The sequence below is a fragment of the Chrysosporum bergii ANA360D genome, from assembly GCF_029891735.1.
In the GTDB taxonomy this organism is placed as follows: Bacteria; Cyanobacteriota; Cyanobacteriia; order Cyanobacteriales; family Nostocaceae; genus Umezakia; species Umezakia bergii.
This window is the reverse complement of the sequence record NZ_JANQDH010000105.1, coordinates 1-19,129: the sequence shown is the minus strand read 5'-3', so window position 1 is coordinate 19,129 and position 19,129 is coordinate 1. Positions and strand designations below refer to the sequence as shown.

Annotated in this window: 19 protein-coding genes and 1 pseudogene; 13 read left to right on the top strand and 7 right to left on the bottom strand. The window is 40.3% G+C overall.

The window, feature by feature from the left end; all coding sequences use genetic code 11:
* Positions 1 to 54 precede the first annotated feature (54 nt).
* On the top strand, positions 55 to 834 hold the full coding sequence (locus NWP17_RS15120; protein ID WP_280655701.1) for a PIG-L deacetylase family protein: 780 nt from the start codon (positions 55 to 57) through the stop codon (positions 832 to 834).
* Positions 835 to 858: 24 nt separating this feature from the next.
* Positions 859 to 1,935 (top strand): glycosyltransferase family 4 protein, encoded by a 1,077-nt coding sequence (locus NWP17_RS15115; RefSeq protein WP_280655700.1) that lies wholly within the window; start codon positions 859 to 861, stop codon positions 1,933 to 1,935.
* Positions 1,936 to 2,020: 85 nt separating this feature from the next.
* Here the strand turns inward: NWP17_RS15115 and NWP17_RS15110 are convergent, their stop codons facing one another.
* Positions 2,021 to 3,658 (bottom strand): hypothetical protein, encoded by a 1,638-nt coding sequence (locus NWP17_RS15110; protein WP_280655699.1) that lies wholly within the window; start codon positions 3,656 to 3,658, stop codon positions 2,021 to 2,023.
* A 41-nt stretch (positions 3,659 to 3,699) separates the two neighbouring features.
* Positions 3,700 to 4,650 (bottom strand): ABC transporter ATP-binding protein, encoded by a 951-nt coding sequence (locus NWP17_RS15105; RefSeq protein ID WP_280655698.1) that lies wholly within the window; start codon positions 4,648 to 4,650, stop codon positions 3,700 to 3,702.
* A gap of 136 nt (positions 4,651 to 4,786) precedes the next feature.
* Between NWP17_RS15105 and NWP17_RS15100 the strand changes: the two genes are divergently transcribed.
* From NWP17_RS15100 to treY, 3 genes are all read left to right on the top strand, one after another.
* Complete coding sequence (locus tag NWP17_RS15100) at positions 4,787 to 4,984, top strand: hypothetical protein (protein ID WP_280655697.1); 198 nt, start codon at positions 4,787 to 4,789, stop codon at positions 4,982 to 4,984.
* Between the two features lie 198 nt (positions 4,985 to 5,182).
* A complete protein-coding gene (treZ, locus tag NWP17_RS15095; RefSeq protein ID WP_280655696.1) occupies positions 5,183 to 7,021 on the top strand; it encodes a malto-oligosyltrehalose trehalohydrolase in 1,839 nt (612 codons plus the stop codon).
* Between the two features lie 7 nt (positions 7,022 to 7,028).
* Positions 7,029 to 9,836: a malto-oligosyltrehalose synthase gene (gene treY, locus NWP17_RS15090; RefSeq protein WP_280655695.1), complete on the top strand. Its 2,808-nt coding sequence runs from the start codon at positions 7,029 to 7,031 to the stop codon at positions 9,834 to 9,836.
* Positions 9,837 to 9,901: 65 nt separating this feature from the next.
* Here the strand turns inward: treY and thyX are convergent, their stop codons facing one another.
* Positions 9,902 to 10,600: an FAD-dependent thymidylate synthase gene (thyX, locus tag NWP17_RS15085; protein ID WP_280655694.1), complete on the bottom strand. Its 699-nt coding sequence runs from the start codon at positions 10,598 to 10,600 to the stop codon at positions 9,902 to 9,904.
* 145 nt (positions 10,601 to 10,745) lie between these two features.
* On the opposite strand from thyX, the gene NWP17_RS15080 reads away from it, so the two are divergent.
* Positions 10,746 to 10,961, top strand: a complete 216-nt coding sequence (locus NWP17_RS15080; protein ID WP_280655693.1) for a chlorophyll a/b-binding protein — start codon at positions 10,746 to 10,748, stop codon at positions 10,959 to 10,961.
* Positions 10,962 to 11,144: 183 nt separating this feature from the next.
* A complete protein-coding gene (locus NWP17_RS15075) occupies positions 11,145 to 11,729 on the top strand; it encodes a thioredoxin family protein (RefSeq protein WP_280655692.1) in 585 nt (194 codons plus the stop codon).
* An 85-nt stretch (positions 11,730 to 11,814) separates the two neighbouring features.
* Here the strand turns inward: NWP17_RS15075 and NWP17_RS15070 are convergent, their stop codons facing one another.
* Positions 11,815 to 12,327 (bottom strand): hypothetical protein, encoded by a 513-nt coding sequence (locus NWP17_RS15070; RefSeq protein ID WP_280655691.1) that lies wholly within the window; start codon positions 12,325 to 12,327, stop codon positions 11,815 to 11,817.
* Between the two features lie 313 nt (positions 12,328 to 12,640).
* Here NWP17_RS15070 and aroA point away from each other — a divergent pair, with 313 nt between their 5' ends.
* On the top strand, positions 12,641 to 13,993 hold the full coding sequence (gene aroA, locus NWP17_RS15065) for a 3-phosphoshikimate 1-carboxyvinyltransferase (RefSeq protein ID WP_280655690.1): 1,353 nt from the start codon (positions 12,641 to 12,643) through the stop codon (positions 13,991 to 13,993).
* A gap of 31 nt (positions 13,994 to 14,024) precedes the next feature.
* On the opposite strand, the gene gatC is transcribed toward aroA, so the two are convergent.
* Both gatC and NWP17_RS15055 read right to left on the bottom strand, forming a co-directional pair.
* Positions 14,025 to 14,318, bottom strand: a complete 294-nt coding sequence (gene gatC, locus NWP17_RS15060) for an Asp-tRNA(Asn)/Glu-tRNA(Gln) amidotransferase subunit GatC (protein ID WP_280655689.1) — start codon at positions 14,316 to 14,318, stop codon at positions 14,025 to 14,027.
* Positions 14,319 to 14,406: 88 nt separating this feature from the next.
* The gene (locus NWP17_RS15055; RefSeq protein WP_280655688.1) at positions 14,407 to 14,928 is read right to left on the bottom strand and encodes a photosystem I assembly protein Ycf3; all 522 of its coding nucleotides are present in this window, start codon (positions 14,926 to 14,928) and stop codon (positions 14,407 to 14,409) included.
* A 204-nt stretch (positions 14,929 to 15,132) separates the two neighbouring features.
* Here NWP17_RS15055 and rseP point away from each other — a divergent pair, with 204 nt between their 5' ends.
* Genes rseP through rpsN form a run of 3 tightly spaced genes read left to right on the top strand, consistent with a single transcriptional unit; the run spans position 15,133 to position 17,263 of the window.
* Positions 15,133 to 16,218: an RIP metalloprotease RseP gene (rseP, locus tag NWP17_RS15050; RefSeq protein ID WP_280655687.1), complete on the top strand. Its 1,086-nt coding sequence runs from the start codon at positions 15,133 to 15,135 to the stop codon at positions 16,216 to 16,218.
* Positions 16,194 to 16,928 (top strand): endonuclease III, encoded by a 735-nt coding sequence (gene nth / locus NWP17_RS15045; protein WP_280655686.1) that lies wholly within the window; start codon positions 16,194 to 16,196, stop codon positions 16,926 to 16,928. Before rseP ends, nth begins: the two co-directional genes overlap by 25 nt.
* Before the next feature lie 32 nt (positions 16,929 to 16,960).
* Positions 16,961 to 17,263, top strand: a complete 303-nt coding sequence (gene rpsN / locus NWP17_RS15040; RefSeq protein ID WP_280655685.1) for a 30S ribosomal protein S14 — start codon at positions 16,961 to 16,963, stop codon at positions 17,261 to 17,263.
* 157 nt (positions 17,264 to 17,420) lie between these two features.
* On the opposite strand, the gene NWP17_RS15035 is transcribed toward rpsN, so the two are convergent.
* On the bottom strand, positions 17,421 to 17,750 hold the full coding sequence (locus NWP17_RS15035; RefSeq protein WP_280655684.1) for a hypothetical protein: 330 nt from the start codon (positions 17,748 to 17,750) through the stop codon (positions 17,421 to 17,423).
* Between the two features lie 84 nt (positions 17,751 to 17,834).
* Between NWP17_RS15035 and aat the strand changes: the two genes are divergently transcribed.
* A complete protein-coding gene (aat, locus tag NWP17_RS15030; RefSeq protein WP_280655683.1) occupies positions 17,835 to 18,410 on the top strand; it encodes a leucyl/phenylalanyl-tRNA--protein transferase in 576 nt (191 codons plus the stop codon).
* Positions 18,411 to 18,580: 170 nt separating this feature from the next.
* Positions 18,581 to 19,129, top strand: a pseudogene (locus NWP17_RS15025) (hypothetical protein); the annotation flags it as partial.

Genomic DNA, 19,129 nt, shown 5'->3' with positions numbered 1-19,129 from the left:
AACACGTGAGATACAAAATATAAGCATTACTACAGCCATTACACCACTCCATTTATGAAAGTTAAAAATCAACTACAACGCTTACAAAAAATATTTCCTAATAGCTGGCTCAATCAATTACAATATTTTCAGTCTAGCCTATTATCTAGCTGGATTGTATTTGGTAGCAGTCAACCTTTACAATTTAACCAAAAATCAGCAATGGTATTTTCCCCTCATCAAGATGATGAAACTTTTGGCTGTGGGGGAATGATTGCTCGCAAGCGTGAACAGGGAATACCAGTTATAGTTGTATTTCTCACAGATGGAAGGGGGTCAGGGGGTTTAGTTCCAGATGCTGAAAATACTATTGTCCCAATTCGCCAACAAGAAGCAATAGCAGCATTAAAAATTTTAGGCGTAGAAGCATCAGATATTCACTTCTTAGCCAAAGCAGACGGAAGTTTGTCAGATTTAAATAATCAAGAAAAACAACAGATAATTTCTCAAGTTGCTGGACTGATTCAGTATTATCAACCAGATCAGGTTTATGTACCTCACCGCAAAGATTGTCATCGAGACCATGAGGCTACATATCAATTAATTAAGACAGCGATCGCCGAAAATGCCATAAAAGTCGAATTGCTACAATATCCCATCTGGTTATTCTGGAGAGCGCCGTTATTTATTCTCCTTAAATTACAGGATATAGCAGGGGCTTACTGTTTTGATATCACATCAGTTCAGGAAAATAAAAAGCAAGCGATCGCCTGTTATACTTCTCAAATTAACAGTCTACCCCGTGGCTTTATTCAGCAGTTTTTAAGCTGTTATGAAATCTTTTTTTCAGGTTGAATAAAGGGCGAGGAGCAAAATTATATGCGAATATTACATATTATCAATCATGTGCAGAAGATTGGTAATGGTATTGTCAATGTGGCTGTAGATTTAGCTTGTTTACAAAGCCAAGACGGTCATAATGTGGCCGTAGTTTCAGATGGAGGAGAATATGAGGCATTATTAGCATCTTATCATGTCACACACTGGCAATTAAACCAGTCAAGGCAACCGCTAAATATAATCAAAGCGGCTGGGTGTTATCGGCAAATTGTACAAAAGTTCCAGCCGGATATTGTTCATGCACATATGATGACGGGGGTTGTAATAGCCCGGTTGTGCAGAATGGGTCATAAATACACCTTATTGTCTACAGTACATAATGAGTTTCAGCGTAGTGCGGTGGTGATGGGATTAGCAGATGGGGTAATTGCAGTTAGCCATGCAGTGGCTAACTCCATGCTGCGCCGTGGTATACCAAAGCAAAAGTTGCGGGTGGTTGCTAACGGTACGTTAAATAGTCCCCGACATCGCCCCCTTAAAGATTACCAACCACTACCCCTAAAGCGTCCAGCAATTACCACCGTAGCGGGGATGTATTCCCGTAAAGGAATTGCTGAGTTAATTGTAGCTTTTAACAAAATTGCCCCAGAATTTCCACAAGCACATCTATATCTAGTGGGGGACGGACCAGATCGCTCCCTGTTTGAGGCCATGGTGCAACATACACTTTATAGCGACCGCATTCATTTTGAAGGTTTCCAGCCGGAACCGCAACGCTATATGTTAGCAACCGATATTTTTGTCCTGGCCTCTCATTACGAATCCTTTGGTTTAGTACTAACAGAGGCGCGAGAAGCTGGTTGTGCAATTATCGCCAGTGATGTAGACGGTATTCCTGAAACTTTAGATCATCGACAAGCTGGTATTTTAGTTCCACCCCAACACAGCGAAAATTTAGCTACAGCCATGACACAATTATTAAGAAACCCCCTAAATCTACACCGGTGGAAATGTCGCGCCCAGGAAAATTTAGAGCGTTTCCAAGCTCAACGGATGAAGGAGGAGACACTGACTGTGTACCATGAATTAGCGGGTCAGTACAATCTTTATATTTAACTAACCGCAAAGCTTGTACTGAGGGTAGTGGAAGTAGACGCAAAGAACTGTCAAGATTCACCGACCTAGAAGGTCGGTGAGTATGTCAGTCTCCCGCTTTTTGTAATTGGCGCTTGATTTGCAACAGTAATAAACCTAAAGTACCAGCGTGTGCCAGCATTGCCAGCAAAGGAGTCATGAGACTTAATGAATCATTGGTTGGTGGGTATAAAAAGAGGATGGGTGCAAATATAGACAAAAACCACACAAATGTTAAATGTTGAGGACTGGAAAAGAGCATGGATAAAAGAATGGGTGGTAAGATAATTACAGCAGTTACCATGCCATTTGCCCATAATAACCTCTGCCCATTTTTCATGAATAGCAGTAGTTGGGCTAGGGCTGCATAGATAACCATTAAACTCAAAGCGAAAATTAAAGCCCCAAAACCACTCAGCATATCTGATACAGAAACGAATTGCAGCAACAATACTACAGTTAAACCAGTAAAAACTATTAAAGCATTGATAGCGATCGCCAGTACACCTGGGCTTTTTTCACCCCAAATTAACTCTTTAACAAACTTTTGTTTACGGGGATGCTGCATACTATAAATGTGGTGATATCTAGCCCAATTTATTAGGGTTTGGCGGTTCTGAGTCAGGGCAGCAATTAGATATAAAAATAACCACAAATACACAAACATGGAACTGACTAAATAATCCTTTAGGCTGGCATCATGCCAATTACCGCATCCTAAAGTAATAATGACAAAGCTAGTAGTTAATAAATAACTCTGCCGTTTACTACTCATTGTAGCATTAGCATCAAGATAGCAACGTTGGAGAGATTGCCAAATAAAGTAAATGCCGATGCAGTAGAGTAATAAACTAAGGCTGCTGATGGTGAAAAGTTGATTTCCCAATGGTAGGCTAAACCAATGAAAACCAGTAAATGCCTGATTTCCTGAAACATCGGGAATAAAATATGTTGGTGTAATTAGTCTAAATAATACTAAGGGTGTGTTAACTACTGTGGTGTGTTTTAGGGCTTGCTCGGTAAACAGCAGAAAACCCAATATAAATCCGCCTCCTAACCATGACTGAAAACCACCCAACCAAGAAGCTATGAAGCCAAATAGTAATGCCCCACTATAGTAGAAAACACTAGCAACCAGGACAATAACATCAAAAACCAAAACCTGATTTAAGGGCAACTTGGCATTTAAACCAGCCCATAAATGGAAAGGAAAGGACATGAGTATGGTAACATACAAAAGAATTGGCACACCCAGCATTTTACCCACCAGAATATTTTGAGGTGTTTGGGGGCTAAGACGAATAAAATTGAGTGTATCTCGCCGTTGTTCCGTGGCTAAATCATTGATGAGTAAATAAGTTCCCACAACTATAATGGCAAATATTCCTAGCCAACTGAGGGCATGAAAAATATCTTGAGACCATAATTGCCAGTTGATGATGATGTTACCATAATTGTCCATAATACATTCTGGTGTATTATAGCCATAATCGCCATATGCAATTTTACCTGTACAATATGTATTATTGTGTGGTAATTTGACGGTGCTGGGGGGCAGTCTGGTTTGAAAATATAGGAATAACATCAACTGACCAAGCAAAGATATAGATCCTGCTAACCACAGGTTACGAGTTGTTAAACGCCCTTTAATTTCCCGGAGGAATTGGGGGTTTAATTCGTTGAGTTTTGATCCTAAACTGAGCATAATTAAAACTCCAAAAACCAAGAGTAATCAAACTTGACTGCTCAAGACGCTTGTTTGTGTCCTAATTTCAAGAAGATACTTTCTAAATCTTCTTGAGTGCAGTGAAAACCAGTGACGGGTATACCAGATAAAATAAGCGATCGCAATAAATCAGCACAATCCTCCTGTGTACCAGAAAAATTGACTTTATAGCTGTTTATCCCTGGGATTTTCTGCCAATGTTCCACCAGGGGACAATTTTTTAATTCACTCTCCAAGGATTCTAAACTACCCAGAGTTGATAATATAATTTGTTGTTTAGCCAGGCGATGGTAAAGTTCTTGCAGTGAAGCACTTTCCACTAAAAAACCCAACTCCATAATTCCTATAGAAGTACACAATTCGGCTAAATCACTAAGAACATGAGAAGAAATTAAAATTGTCATCCCTGCTTCTTGCAAAATCTTGATAATTTGCCGAAACTGCATCCTAGCGATGGGGTCAAGTCCAGAAACCGGCTCATCTAAAAGTAGTAAAATTGGTTCGTGAATAATAGTCCGGGCTAAACTCAAACGCTGCTTCATTCCCCGAGATAAAGTAGAAATGAGACTGTGGCGTTTATTGCCAAGTTGTATCAGTTCTAAAACTTCATGTAAACGTTGAGTCCGTCGTGGTTGCCGCAAACGATACAACCGGGCAAAATAATCTAAGTAATCCCACACTGTTAAATCTTCATACAAAGGATAGTCATCGGGTAAATAGCCAAGACAACCCTTGAGGTGAGAGTTACTGTGATCAAGTCGCAGGGGATGACCGTTAATATAAATTTCCCCTGTAGTTGGTTCTTCAGCCGCAGCCAACATCCGGATCAGAGTTGTTTTCCCAGAGCCATTGGGACCTATTAACCCATACACTTCACCCCTGTGGATTTCTAAGTCAACATCGTTGACGGCCAGGTGTCGTTCAAACTGCTTAGTTAATCCACAGGTACGAATTGCTAATTCTTTTACCATAGCTGCTACAGTAGAGCGGTTATAGCGGTTATTAAAACAGTAACATAATAATTATGTTTGTGTGTTTTGTTGCAGAAATTGTAACAGTGCTTAGTATCCTTAGTATTTTTACAGTAAACTCTACCACCTTGAAATTATGTCTAAAAGAATTTTGAAAGATGTAGTTCAGTTTTTGGGTCTAGTATGTTTATTAGCAACTGGAGTATTTAGTTTCTACATGGCAATGGTGGCTTACCAGTTGTATCAAATTGAAAATCAGAACAACCCTCCCCCCTCACCCCCTCCTGTTCATAATCAATTACTCCCAAAGCACCGCAAAGCGATTACGACTTAAGATAGATGCTGATTATTTTTTTATATTAAAACTGGATTGTCACCTAACGAATTAGGTATTTTTTCAACAATAGTTATTCATCCGCATGATGGAATAATTACCAGCAGGTTTGAGTTAAATTAAATTTAAATCATGGCATTAAAAATGTGTATTTAATAAAAATTAACGGCTATAAAAAAAATCAATGCGTAATAGCTTATGAAGGTTGGCGCTGATTATTTGGGTGATGGTGTTTGTAACTTTACGGTTTGGGGACCGAATTTAAACACTGTGGCGGTAGAAATTATCTCTCCCCATCCCCGGTTACTTCCTATGGAAAAATTAGGGGCATACTGGCAAGTTGCCAGCACAGATATTGAGCCAGGAACTCTTTATTTATATAAATTAAATAATAGTGAATCAAGACCTGATCCAGCATCCAATTTTCAACCCTATGGTGTACATAGTTTTTCCCAAGTTATTAATCATAGCTTTGCTTGGAGTGATGACCATTGGTCTGGTGTTTGTTTAGAAACTATGATTATCTATGAGTTACACGTTGGCACTTTTACCCCAGACGGTACTTTTAAGGCTATTATTCCCCGACTGGCAGATTTACGAGATTTAGGGATAAATGCCATTGAAATTATGCCAGTGGCTCAGTTTCCAGGCGATCGCAATTGGGGTTATGATGGGGTTTATCCTTTTGCTGTACAAAATTCCTATGGTAGTCCTGATGAGTTCAAGCAATTAGTTAATGCTTGTCATCAACAGGGAATTGCTGTAATTTTAGATGTGGTTTATAACCATTTTGGACCTGAAGGTAATTATACCAGTCGGTTTGCTACTTATTCTACAGAAACTTATCGTACTCCCTGGGGAAATGCCATTAATTTTGATGATGCTCATAGTTATGATGTACGTCAATTTTTTATTCAAAATGCACTCTACTGGCTAGGTAAATTTCATATTGATGCTTTACGCTTAGATGCAGTTCACGCTATTTATGATTTTGGTGCAAAACATTTTCTAGCTGAACTGGCGGAAAATGTGGCGGTAGTTTCTCAGCAGTGGGGACGCAAACTTTATCTAATCGCTGAAAGTGATTTAAATGATCCTAAAATCATCCGCCCTCATCGGTTAGGCGGTTATGGCATTGATGCCCAATGGAGTGATGATTTTCATCATTCATTATATACTTTGCTCACGGGCGATCGCAGTGGTTATTATCAAGATTTTGGCTGGTGTGAACATTTAGCCAAGGCTTATCAAGATACCTTTGTTTACGACTGGAAATATTCAAATTTTCGCCAACGCTTCCACGGCAATTATACAGGCGATCGCCCTCCATATCAATTTATAGTAGCTATTCAAAATCATGACCAAATCGGTAACAGAGTTTTAGGGGAAAGATTATCGCAAATTGTCAACTTTGAGTGTTTAAAACTAGCTGCTGGTGCAGTGTTGCTTTCTCCTTACATTCCTTTGTTATTTATGGGAGAAGAATATGGGGAAGATTCGCCATTTATATACTTTGTCAGTCACTCAGACCCGGATTTAATTGCAGCAGTAAGAGAAGGGCGTAAACAAGAATTTTTCGCCTTTCACTCTCAAGGACAACCACCAGACCCAGAGTCTGCTGATACTTTTAACAATTGTAAGTTAAACTGGCAAAAACGCCAATCAGGTAAACATCAAGTCCTCTGGCGTTTTTATCAGCAACTTATTCAACTCCGCCGCCAAAACCCAGCATTATTACAACAGCAAAGACAAAATTTACAAGTCAAATTTCAAGAAAAAAATCAGCTGATTTCTTGGCTTAAATCTACTCCTAACTATCAGATATTTTGTGTAATGAACTTTAATACCTGTGATGTTACCTTCAGCCAAGAGTTTGCGGGTAATAATTGGGTAAAAATTTTAGATTCTGCTAGTAAAAATTGGTTAGGTAGCGGTTCACAACTACCAGAAACAGCCGAATATCACCAGCAACTAACCATACCAAAGCAGAGTTTTACTGTTTATGAACAATATTTAGAGCAAAAATCAAGGAGTTAGTTTATCTATGGGAATTCCTACCGCAACTTATCGCCTACAATTTAATTACCAATTTGGTTTTAATGCAGCTAAAGAAATTATCCAATATTTAGATCAACTAGGTATTTCTGACCTTTACGCATCACCAATATTTAAAGCCAGAATAGGTAGTAGTCATGGCTATGATGTAGTTGACCCCAATCAATTAAACCCAGAATTAGGAACAGAAGAAGATTTTACCGCTTTACTTGAAGCGTTAAAACAGCATCAGATGGGCTGGTTACAAGATATTGTCCCTAACCATATGGCTTATGATAGCCAAAATGAATATTTGATGGATGTTTTAGAAAACGGTGTTAACTCTGTTTACGCCAATTATTTTGACATTGCCTGGAATACTCCCATCATGAATGGTTGGGGTGATGGTGAGATACCGATTTTAGCACCTTTGCTCGGCAACTTTTACGGCGAATCTTTAGAAAATGGGGAAATTCAACTCAAATATGATCAATATGGCTTGAGTGTGAATTATTATAACTTGCGGTTTCCCCTCAAGTTGGAATCTTACGCCACATTTCTTAATCAGAATATCGGTAAGTTATCTCAAATATTAGGTAGAAATAATCCCATATTTGTCCGCTTCCTGGGTATGTTGTATATGTTGAAACATATACCTAGTGATATTAACCCAAAAGAAAGACAAGACCAGATTAATTTTGTCAAAGGATTATTATGGGAACTTTATACCGATAATAGAGAAATTAAAAACTTTATTGATGAAAATATCCAAGTTTTTAATGGTGAAAAAGGTAAACCAGACAGCTTTAACCTGTTAGATAATTTACTTTCTGAACAGTTTTACCGCCTGGCTTTTTGGAAGGTTGGCGCAGAGGAAATTAATTATAGAAGATTTTTTACAATTAATGAGTTAATATCTGTAAACGTCGAAAATTTTATGGTGTTTGAAAACACCCATGCTTTGATGATTAAATTAGTTAAACAAAATCAAATTACTGGGTTACGCATTGACCACATCGACGGACTTTATAACCCAACCCAGTATTTACAAAGGTTGAGAGAAAAAGTAGGCGATATATACATCATTGTTGAAAAGATATTACACCCAGGGGAAGATTTACCTAACCATTGGTCAATTCAAGGTACTACGGGTTATGATTTTTTAAATTATCTTAATGGTGTGTTTTGTCAAACTGCTAGCCAAGCAGCTTTTACTCAAATTTACTGGAATGTAACAGGCTTGAGAACAGCTTATGAACAAATCGCCGTTAATAAAAAGCATTTAATTTTAGAAAGGAATTTAGCCGGAGACGTTGATAATTTAACTTACATCTTAAAAAGAATAGCTAGTAAGCATCGTTACGGTAATGATTTTACCATTAATGGCTTAAAACGAGCGATCGCGGAAATACTGACTTTATTTCCCATTTATCGAACTTACACTAATCAAGATGGTATATTACCCACCCATCGCCAATATATTCAAGATGTGATTCACCAAGCCAAATCACATCTGCCCTTACTACACCATGAGTTAAATTTTATAGAAAAACTGCTACTACTTGAATATGAAAATTATCTCACCCCAGAGGATCAAGAGCAATGGCTTTATTTTGTCATGCGATTACAACAGTATACAGGTCCGTTAATGGCTAAAGGAGTAGAAGACACAGCCTTATACGTTTATAACCGTTTTATTTCCTTAAACGAAGTTGGTGGCGATCCTGATAATTTTGGTATCAGTATCACTAATTTACACGATTTTAATCAACAGCGAAACACCCGCTGGCGACATTCCATGAGTGCTACTTCAACCCATGACACCAAAAGAGGTGAAGACATCCGGGCTAGATTAAATGTTTTGTCAGAAATTCCCCAGGAGTGGCAAAAACAAGTTGACGCATTTTGTGAAATTAACCGTGTTCACAAAACCACTGTTAATAAACGTTTACCCATGCCAGACAGTAATGATGAATATCAATTTTATCAGATGCTCCTAGGTGCATTTCCATTTTTTGAACATGAATATCATGACTTTTGCCAACGCATTCAAGATTATGTCCTGAAAGCAGCCAGAGAAGCAAAAGTTTACACAGCATGGCTGCGACCAAATCAAACTTATGAAAACGCTTTAACTAAGTTTGTGACAGCAGTTTTAGAACCTGGGGAACAAAATCAATTTTTACAGCAGTTTCTACCTTTTCAAAAACAGGTAGCCTACTATGGTATGTTTAATTCTTTATCTCAGACTTTATTAAAAATCACTTCTCCTGGAGTTCCAGACTTTTATCAAGGAACGGAACTTTGGGACTTTAGTATGGTTGATCCTGATAACCGTCGTCCGGTTGATTTTGAAATTAGACAATCTTATCTCCAGATGATTAAGGAACAAGCCCAAGCTGATATTATGAGATTAATAGATGAATTATTGGCAACTAAAGAGGATAGTAGAATTAAGCTGTTTCTGATTACCCAAGCCTTAAAGGCAAGAAAAGAAAATTTAATAGTTTTTCAACAAGGTGACTATGTACCTTTAGCAGTTAGGGGTAAACATTCAGATCATATCATTGCTTTTGCTAGGAGTGATGGTCATCAAACCATGATTACCATTGCACCACGCTTTTTTACTAGGTTAATTCAACCCGGTGAATATCCCCTTGGTTTATCAGTTTGGGATGATACACATATTCAGTTACCACCAGCAGCGCCTTCACATTGGCAAAATACCATCACTGGCCAAATGGTTAAGGCTAATAATATTATTTTAGTGGGGGAAGCCCTGCAACATTTTCCAGTGGCACTTTGCTGTAAGTTATAGCATTTATTAAACACTTGCTAGATACAAATTTAAATGATCGTCTTTTAGCGGGAGCATCCTGCTTGCTAATAATGAGTTTCCCAAGCCTCTATTGATATGGGGACTATGGGTTTAATCAGGGAAGTGATGGCTTGAGCATAAGCGCCAATTTCACTTTGCGCGCCAGCACCACGGCGCAATGAGATAAAGTGTAAAACAGCTTGCAGAGAAACAGTCCAGACCCAAGAAGTGTATACTGAGGGAACTAATACACCACGGGCTTGTTCTCGCCCCACTCCCAACTCTAGAAGGTTACGGTATGCTTGGTAGCTAGTTTGACACTGTTGAGTATAAATTTCTATTGCTTGCTGATTAGCATCTTCGGGTAATTTACCTTCGCTGGCTTGTTTATTGTTCTTGGACTGTTGGCGAAAAATTTTAGGAATATAAAATTCACTACTATCATCAATCTCAACATATCGAAAGCTTTTCTCATTCCATCCTAGTTGCTCATCATTATGATTGCTGGCGATGACGTGTTTCCACCATTGGCGACAAACAAACAAAGGAGCTTTAACTTTAAATTTGAAGACAGTACCCCGAAAAGGGCTTGTGTGCTGGTGCTTGATTAGGTAATGAATGAGTTTAATATCTTTATCACTTAGTTGTGTGGATGTTTTCTCAAAGCTGGCGCGAGCATCATTAACAATGTCTAAGTCGCTTCCCAGCGCTGCTATTAGTTCTATTTTGCTTTTTCCATCTTCTAATGGATCTACCCAAGTCATAAGCTGTTACGCAATTTATTTGTATAATTATAGACCATATCATGTCCCCACTACCTATGCCAATCTGTTAGGTTAAAATGCTTTACAAAAAGTAATATGTTTGTTACACTTGTTTACATAATCAAGAAAACACAGGAAAAACTACATGAGTAATAAGACAGGCATTGTTGACGACCACGGTCTGATGAACGCTTTCGCCATTGAGCCTAAAGTGTATGTAGATGAGCAAGGCGATCGCACTGGATTTACTCCCTATGCTGAATTACTTAACGGTCGTTTAGCAATGATTGGTTTTGTCTCCCTCATAGCATTGGAAGTATTCACAGGTCATGGTATTTTTGGTCTGTTAGCAAGTCTATAGATACTAATCTTCACAACGTAATTTTTAACAAATATTTAACAAATTCAGAGACAGGATATTTTCTGTCTCTAATTTCATGAGTACCCATGATTAATGTTTACAATAATAGTAGAGTAAACAAAGGGATAGAGGCCAACAATTAACCCCTATCCTCATCGTCCATTATCTGACCCAGCATTTTTTATGGTTTTAACTGCTTCTACCATGTTGCCACTAGGCACACAAGCCCCAGATTTTCATCTCCCAGACGTGGTATCCGGACAAACAATTTCCCTGGTCAGTTTTGCTGATAAAAAAGCATTATTGCTAATGTTTATTTGTCAGCATTGCCCATTTGTTAAGCATATTCAAGCAGAATTAGCTCGTTTAGGAAAAGATTACTTCTCTAGTGATTTAGGAATCTTGGCTATCAGTGCCAATGATGCAGAAAAATATCCAGATGATCGGCCAGAGTCTTTACAAGCAATGGCAACAGAACTAGATTTTAAGTTTCCCTTGTGTTATGACGCAACTCAGGAAGTAGCAAAGGCTTATACAGCAGCTTGCACACCTGATTTTTTTCTATTTGACCAAGAACGCCGACTCGTGTATCGAGGACAATTAGACGATAGCCGTCCCAGTAACGATAAACCGGTGACAGGTGCTGATTTACGCCTTGCCATTAGCGCAGTTTTGGCAAATAACCCCGTTACTAGTGAACAAAACCCCAGTATTGGTTGCAACATTAAATGGAAACCTGGTAACGAACCCAGTTATTTTGGGTCTTAGAAAACAGGGGTAGTGGTTTGAAGTCTGAGGAAAATTCTTTCTCAGCCAACACCCGCCCAATTCTCACTACCAGAAGAATTAATTACTAGTGTTTAATTTCCAGATTGAGGATGTAGGTTCCTAGTTGGACTTTTCCCGCCCACAATTCATATTCCAGTTGCAGGTGTTCTGGAAAATCATGTGCATTCAGTGACAAAGTTTTGGTAAAGTTTCGTAACCGAATAGGATGTGATGGTTCTAAAGACTCAGTGGGTAACCAATAACGGCTAATTCCATAAACTCCCTGTTCCCAGAAATGACGATAACTAACTTGATTGTTGCCTTGCATGGTCATGATGATTCGGTAGGGAGAAATTTCCATCCATAAAACTCTGGGAGTCTTGGGGGGTTTAGCGTTGGTTGTATTTTCGCCACGGAAATCTTGAGAACTCAGAGAATTACCCAGCTTAGAAGTAATACGGGGCGGTTCTGTCAAGAGTAAATGAAATTTATCAGTATCTTTTTGATACAGTGTCCCGGCAGTTTCAACAACAGACCAGAATGGCAAGTCAGTTGAAATCAATGATAAAGATACGGGCTTACGGTGATGGGTCAGCATGAGAGCGATAAGGCCTAACAGCGATTAAACAAAACAAAATTAATATCAGTATTGTGAGCAGTGGGGATCAGCCTGTAAATAGTAAAACACCCTTGATATGAAATAACGGTGCTGATTTGAACAGCTCAACAAATCAACATAAAAATAAATAAAAGATCATATATTTAAACAATAGACCAACCACCAATGACCAATGATTATTTTGGTACATTGTGGCAAATCTCCGCTCACAAAAAGCGATAGGATACTAGGCAGGAAGTTTCTAGATAAACTTTCGGTGTATTCAAGTGTATTCAAGAGCCAGTGTAACCTCATGTCGGCTGCTGTCATAACTGTAGAAACTCAAAAAGACCTTGCTCACAAGTTAATTATCCAGCCTCCCTCCGCTGGTTTATCTCTACAAGGTTGTATCCGTGTACCGGGTGATAAATCTATATCACACCGGGCTTTAATGCTAGGGGCGATCGCTCAAGGAGAAACCCAAATCCAAGGGCTACTGTTGGGTGAAGACCCCCGCAGCACCGCTAGCTGTTTTCAAGCTATGGGGGCGGAAATCTCGGAACTGAACACTAAATTAGTCACAGTTCAGGGTATTGGTTTGGGAAAATTGCAAGAATCAACGGATGTATTGAATGCTGGCAACTCTGGCACTACATTGAGACTAATGTTAGGGTTGTTAGCATCTCATCCAGAGCGTTTTTTCACTGTCACCGGGGATAGTTCCTTGCGATCGCGTCCTATGTCCCGTGTGGTTAAACCTTTGCAACAAATGGGGGCGGAAATTTGGGGACGTAAGGGTAATTCTTTAGCACCTTTAGCAGTTCAAGGAAGAGTCCTTAAACCTATTCATTATCATTCCCCCATCGCCTCGGCTCAAGTTAAATCCTGCATATTATTGGCAAGTTTATTAACAGAAGGACAAACCACCGTTACAGAACCGGCTCTCTCCCGTGACCACAGCGAACGAATGTTACGGGCTTTTGGTGCAGAACTGAGTATTGATCCAGAAACCAATAGTGTTACTGTCACAGGACCTGCTCAACTATATGGGCAAAAGGTGATTGTTCCTGGGGATATCAGTTCAGCGGCGTTTTGGTTGGTAGCTGGAGCAATTGTACCTGGTTCGGAATTGGTAGTGGAAAACGTCGGCGTTAATCCCACCCGCACCGGAATATTGGAAGCTTTAGCACTGATGGGGGCAGATATTCAACTGGAAAATCAGCGCTTAGTAGCAGGGGAACCAGTGGCAGATTTAAGAGTGCGTTCCAGTGTTTTAAAAAGCTGCACTATTGCTGGGGATATCATTCCCAGAATGATTGATGAAATACCCATTTTAGCAGTTGCGGCAGTATTTGCCCAGGGTACAACTATAATTCGGGATGCGGCTGAGTTGCGTGTTAAGGAAAGCGATCGCATTACAGTGATGTCCCAGCAACTAAATAAAATGGGAGCCAAAGTCAGCGAATTACCCGACGGTATGGAAATTACTGGCGGTACTCCCTTAGTGGGTACTGATGTAGATAGTTATACAGATCATCGCATTGCCATGAGTCTGGCCATTGCATCTTTACTAGCCACAGGGATCACCACCATTCACCGTGCTGAAGCAGCAGCCATTTCCTACCCAGACTTCACTACTACATTAAAAAAACTGCTTCCTGACTAGGAGGGGAGTAGTTGAGTAGGGGACGTTATGGCTACTCATTATTTTGGAGGATTTTGGGAACCTTAAAAAACTCCCCTTCTTGTTCAGGCGCACCATTAAGAATCGCTTGTCGCTCAGGATATGGTTGTAACTCATCTTTTCGAGTTACATTACTCGTATCAATTGCCCTGGTTGTGGGAGTTACTTCACTCACATCTAATTCATTCAACTGTTCTACATAGTCCAGAATGCTCCCCAATTGGTTGGTGAATTGCTGCTCTTCTTCTGCTGTTAATTCTAAACGAGCCAAAAGGGCTACTTTTTTTACTTGTTCCCGGTCAATCATAATTTCTCAATGCTTAATTTTTATTCTTATACGCTTGTTTTTCCACAGTTCAACCCCCTACTGTTTGGGGGTTGGGGGTTTGAACTCATTAAAAGAATACGTCAATTTGCATACGTCCAGTAGTTTTTAGCCAGTTTTGGGCTTCAATGTAGTTATTGGGAGCCATACGAATGGCTCTAATCCAATAATCTGCTGCTTGGTCAAACAGCGCTTCCCCAGCCTCATTGTCCCCGGCTTCTTTGGCTTTTTCTCCCTGATAATGGTAAATTACGGCAATGTTATTCAACGCCTGGGGTAACCGTGGATTCAATTCAATAGCGTTGTGATACATTTCTAGAGCTTTGTCATGGTCACCATTACTGGCATATATCAACCCCATATTATAATGGATATAACTGCGATCGTTAGTGTCTTCCTCCAGGGTGAGGGCTTCCGCGTAGTACTCTAACGCCTCAGCATATTCCCCTTCTGCTTGGGCTGACATCCCATCTCGGTAATAGACAAACGCTTCTTTAGCTTTTCTGTTAGCTGGCAGAAGTTTGAGAATCAGATCCGCCATCACTGTAAAGGATTTGTCAATAAAATTATCGTTTTTTTGTGTTCTTGGCATATTTTCCTCTATAGTTGTCTAGAATTATGGCACTAATTCATCAGATGCTCTAGTTAAAATTGTACAAGATATGATTTGTGTTACTTTAAATGCTTTGAGCGATGGCCTACGACACCGGCGGAGCCAATGGCCTGTTTGAATAACTAGCAACTTAAGTTATTACAATAGAAATAATATATCTGAATTTTTTGATTAATTTGCTCTATGTCAGTTTTAGCAGCGATCGCAGTCTTGGCTGTTCTGATCTTGGTACACGAGTTGGGACATTTTATAGCCGCCCGTTCTCAAGGTATTCTCGTCAACCGTTTTTCTTTGGGGTTTGGCCCAGTTCTCTGGAAGTACCAAGGCTCACAAACCGAATATGCTGTCCGCGCCTTTCCTTTGGGGGGTTTTGTCGGCTTTCCCGACGATGACCCAGATAGCGATATTCCACCCAATGACCCAAATTTGCTGCGCAACCGTCCCATTGTAGACCGGGCGATCGTCATCAGCGCCGGAGTGATCGCTAATTTAATATTTGCCTATTTCCTGTTGGTAACTCAGGTAAGCATCATTGGTGTGGGAGAAGCTAGCCAACCGGGAGTTTTAATTCAACAACTAGCCCCTGAAGTCAGTTCTGTGGCCACCGCAGCGGGAATTAAACCAGGAGATGTGATTTTAGCCGCCAATGAACAAGAATTTGGTACAGCCCTAGGGGAAGTTGAGGCCTTCAGAGACATTATTAAAAATAGTCCTGGTGAGTCTGTCCAACTAGAAATTGCTCGCGGTGACCAAAGGCTAACCCTGAATATAGTTCCCGAAGACAAGCCCACAGGGGGTACTATTGGTATCGGACTGGCTCCTAATGGTCAAGTGATCCGTCGTCCTGTGAGGAATTTGGGACAGGCTTTGAATATTGGTGCTAAGGAATTTCAGCGCCTGGTGGTTATGACATTTCAAGGCTTTGGACAATTAATTACTAACTTTGGTGAAACCGCCAGTCAAGTAGCAGGACCAATTAAAATAGTGCAAATTGGTTCCAGTATTGCCCAAAATGACACAGCTAGTTTGTTATTTTTTGGCGCTTTGATTAGTATTAACTTGGCAATTATCAATATTTTGCCCTTACCAGCCTTGGATGGCGGACAATTAGCATTTTTGTTAATTGAAGGTGTGCGGGGTAAGCCATTACCTAACCGCATTCAAGAAGGTGTCATGCAAACTGGTTTAGTGCTACTTTTAGGACTAGGCATTTTTCTGATCGTCAAAGAAACCAGTCAGTTGGATTGGGTACAAAAATTATTCCAGTGAGTGTCACCCGCAAATCTTTATCTCAACAGCAACGGGCCTTAGAAATTCTCAGCCGCTTACAGCGTCTTTATCCAGATGCAACTTGCTCTTTGAATTACTCAACCCCACTACAACTACTAGTAGCAACCATTCTTTCCGCTCAATGTACAGATGAGCGAGTGAATAAAGTTACACCAGCTTTATTTGCAAAATTTCCAGATGCGGCTAGTTTGGCAAATGCTGATTTAGCTGAAATAGAAAATTTGGTACGTTCTACCGGTTTTTATCGCAATAAAGCCAAGAATATCCAAGCAGCTTGTCAGATGATTGTCAGCAAATATGACTCTGTGGTTCCTCGGACAATGGAGCAACTATTAGAACTTCCAGGGGTGGCACGGAAAACTAGTAATGTAGTTTTAGCCCATGCCTATGGTATCAATGCCGGGGTAACAGTAGATACTCACGTTAAGCGTTTGAGCCAACGCCTGGGTTTAACTAAATTTGCTGACCCCCTTCCCATTGAAAAAGATTTAATGCAGTTGTTACCCCAACCCCATTGGGAAAATTGGTCAATTCGTTTGATTTATCACGGTCGTGCTGTTTGTAAAGCCCGTTCTCCCCTCTGTCAGGCTTGTGATCTTAGTGATTTGTGTCCCACTGGGAAAAAAACATTAATGACAGAGCCAACTAAACAAAGTATGGCCACAATTGATGGGGATATGGTAAAATAAAAAATGCTGTCTTTAAATCAGTTAGAGAAGTCATGGCTAAAAAGAGTATGATTGAGCGCGAAAAAAAACGCGCTAAGTTAGTAGAAAAGTATGCCCAAAAGCGGGAAGCTTTGTTGGCAGAGTTCAAAAGTATAGAATCTCCCTTGGATAAGTTGGAAGTTCACCGGAAAATTCAGCAGCTACCCCGTAACAGCGCTCCTAATCGTCACCGCAATCGCTGCTGGCTAACTGGTCGTCCCAGAGGTGTATATAGAGACTTTGGCCTGTCTCGGAATGTGCTGCGGGAATGGGCGCACCAAGGCCTTTTACCTGGTGTGGTTAAGTCCAGCTGGTAGTCATTGGTCATTAGTCGTTAGTTTGCACCAAGAACTAATGACCGTTAATACAGCATTTGTTACACAGGTGAGATAGGAATGTAAATGATCGTCTTGTGCTGGGGGCGTTGTGCTTACTAAGGGTGTACCTTAGTTGGGGAGAATTTGCTATGGTTATTCATTGTCCACAGCAACGATCTATCCCTAGACTTTCTAACAGTAGATCGCTAACGGCGTTGGCAATGGCAAATTCTCCATAGAAACTTTTGGAAAAATCAAATCCCTGCATCTCTGTGACAATGGCTATCACTAGAGATCCTAGGTCGTTTTCTCCTTCCATGCGTTGTCTGACAAAAATTTGCGCCGCACGTTGGGCGATTTTTTCATTGACTATTTCAGGTAAGAATTCAGTATCTAGCCACCGCAATAAACGGTCTTGTAACCATTCACCCTCTAGAAGAGGGTTGTGGGCGGGTGGTAAAGTGATGGGCGGAATTGCTTCAGTCATTTTTTTTTAACGCAGAGTCACGCTGAGAAAATCCCAGGGTCACCCCATGGGGTTCTCTGAGGTTTTTCCATTATTGGCTTAATTATGCAATATGATATGGCTGCTATTATTCGCGGTTACGCTAGAGGTTACTTTCTCATGGACAACGACGATACAGGTCTGAGATGGTACACCAGTGGCGATCGCACTTTGATTCCTTTGGATGACAGATTTCGTTACCCCAAATCATTACAGCGTGTTCTCAATCAAGAGCGTTTTTCTGTAGCTATTAACCGGGACTTTCCAGCTGTGGTGGCTGGGTGTGCTGACCGGGAAATTACTTGGATTTCACCGGAATTACAAAAAGTTTACTGCTTACTCCACCAATCTGGTTATGCTTATAGTTTTGAAACTTGGCAAGGTGATCAACTGGCTGGGGGTATTTTAGGAATTGTTATTGGCGGTGCTTTCATTGGTGAGTCCATGTTTTACCGCATTACTGAAGGCTCAAAGGTAGCAATGGTTAGGTTGGTGGAAAGATTACGTCAACGCCAATTTGTATTGTTTGATGCTCAAATGATCAATCCCCATTTAGCCAGATTTGGCGCTTATGGGATTAGCGATCAGGAATATCAAGTTTTACTTCAACAAGCCCTGCAACGCCGTTGTTTTTTGCTGTGAATTTTGAGACTGAGCAGTTTTGTAACGCGAGCATCCCGCTTGCTAATGATGTACCTCATTGAGTCAGGGAATTTTCCAACATACCCCAAAAGTTAATTTTATGTTATTTAAACCACAGGCTGATATCATTGAGTCAGGGAATAAATTCCCTGATCTTAAGCTGAATTCGGTTGAAACCGACTAGTTTATGGTTTTGTAGGGCTGTGGGTGTGTTTGGCGGAAAAGCGCTGTATACTATTCATATTTCTACAATATTTACCCGGAGTGCTATGGGGAGTTACGGGAAATTTTTACAACAATTACTGCAAGCAATAGTCACCAGTGAGGGTGATCCTCAAGTAGTTTACCCATTACTAGCGCGGAATACTGATAAACTTAATCCTATTTTTGCAGAATTATTAAGTCATTGGGGTACAAATACTCTAGCAGAAATAGAACCCGACACAGCAGTTATTGTTGAACTCAGTAATTTGATCGGGCAATTTCCCTTGGGTGACAAACTTCACAACATGGAAATTGCCATAACAGGCTACAACATCGCCCTCACTGTTTACACCCCCAGGGCTTTTCCTGAAGATTGGGCAGGAACGCAAAATAATCTGGGGCTTGCTTACCGTGACAGAATATTAGGAGAAAAAGCAGAGAATGTGGAAAAAGCCATCGCTGCTTTTTCTGCCGCACTGGAAGTTAGAACCCGTAGAGCTTTTCCTGAAGATTGG

Coding starts and splice junctions, on each gene's coding strand:
- NWP17_RS15070 (WP_280655691.1), bottom strand. CDS start 12,327: ATGCTGACCCATCACCGTAAGCCCGTATCTTTATCATTGATTTCAACT.
- aroA (WP_280655690.1), top strand. CDS start 12,641: ATGTCGGCTGCTGTCATAACTGTAGAAACTCAAAAAGACCTTGCTCAC.
- NWP17_RS15035 (WP_280655684.1), bottom strand. CDS start 17,750: ATGACTGAAGCAATTCCGCCCATCACTTTACCACCCGCCCACAACCCT.
- rseP (WP_280655687.1), top strand. CDS start 15,133: ATGTCAGTTTTAGCAGCGATCGCAGTCTTGGCTGTTCTGATCTTGGTA.
- NWP17_RS15075 (WP_280655692.1), top strand. CDS start 11,145: ATGGTTTTAACTGCTTCTACCATGTTGCCACTAGGCACACAAGCCCCA.
- treZ (WP_280655696.1), top strand. CDS start 5,183: ATGAAGGTTGGCGCTGATTATTTGGGTGATGGTGTTTGTAACTTTACG.
- thyX (WP_280655694.1), bottom strand. CDS start 10,600: ATGACTTGGGTAGATCCATTAGAAGATGGAAAAAGCAAAATAGAACTA.
- NWP17_RS15120 (WP_280655701.1), top strand. CDS start 55: ATGAAAGTTAAAAATCAACTACAACGCTTACAAAAAATATTTCCTAAT.
- aat (WP_280655683.1), top strand. CDS start 17,835: ATGCAATATGATATGGCTGCTATTATTCGCGGTTACGCTAGAGGTTAC.
- treY (WP_280655695.1), top strand. CDS start 7,029: ATGGGAATTCCTACCGCAACTTATCGCCTACAATTTAATTACCAATTT.
- NWP17_RS15105 (WP_280655698.1), bottom strand. CDS start 4,650: ATGGTAAAAGAATTAGCAATTCGTACCTGTGGATTAACTAAGCAGTTT.
- NWP17_RS15080 (WP_280655693.1), top strand. CDS start 10,746: ATGAGTAATAAGACAGGCATTGTTGACGACCACGGTCTGATGAACGCT.
- NWP17_RS15100 (WP_280655697.1), top strand. CDS start 4,787: ATGTCTAAAAGAATTTTGAAAGATGTAGTTCAGTTTTTGGGTCTAGTA.
- NWP17_RS15115 (WP_280655700.1), top strand. CDS start 859: ATGCGAATATTACATATTATCAATCATGTGCAGAAGATTGGTAATGGT.
- NWP17_RS15055 (WP_280655688.1), bottom strand. CDS start 14,928: ATGCCAAGAACACAAAAAAACGATAATTTTATTGACAAATCCTTTACA.
- rpsN (WP_280655685.1), top strand. CDS start 16,961: ATGGCTAAAAAGAGTATGATTGAGCGCGAAAAAAAACGCGCTAAGTTA.
- gatC (WP_280655689.1), bottom strand. CDS start 14,318: ATGATTGACCGGGAACAAGTAAAAAAAGTAGCCCTTTTGGCTCGTTTA.
- NWP17_RS15110 (WP_280655699.1), bottom strand. CDS start 3,658: ATGCTCAGTTTAGGATCAAAACTCAACGAATTAAACCCCCAATTCCTC.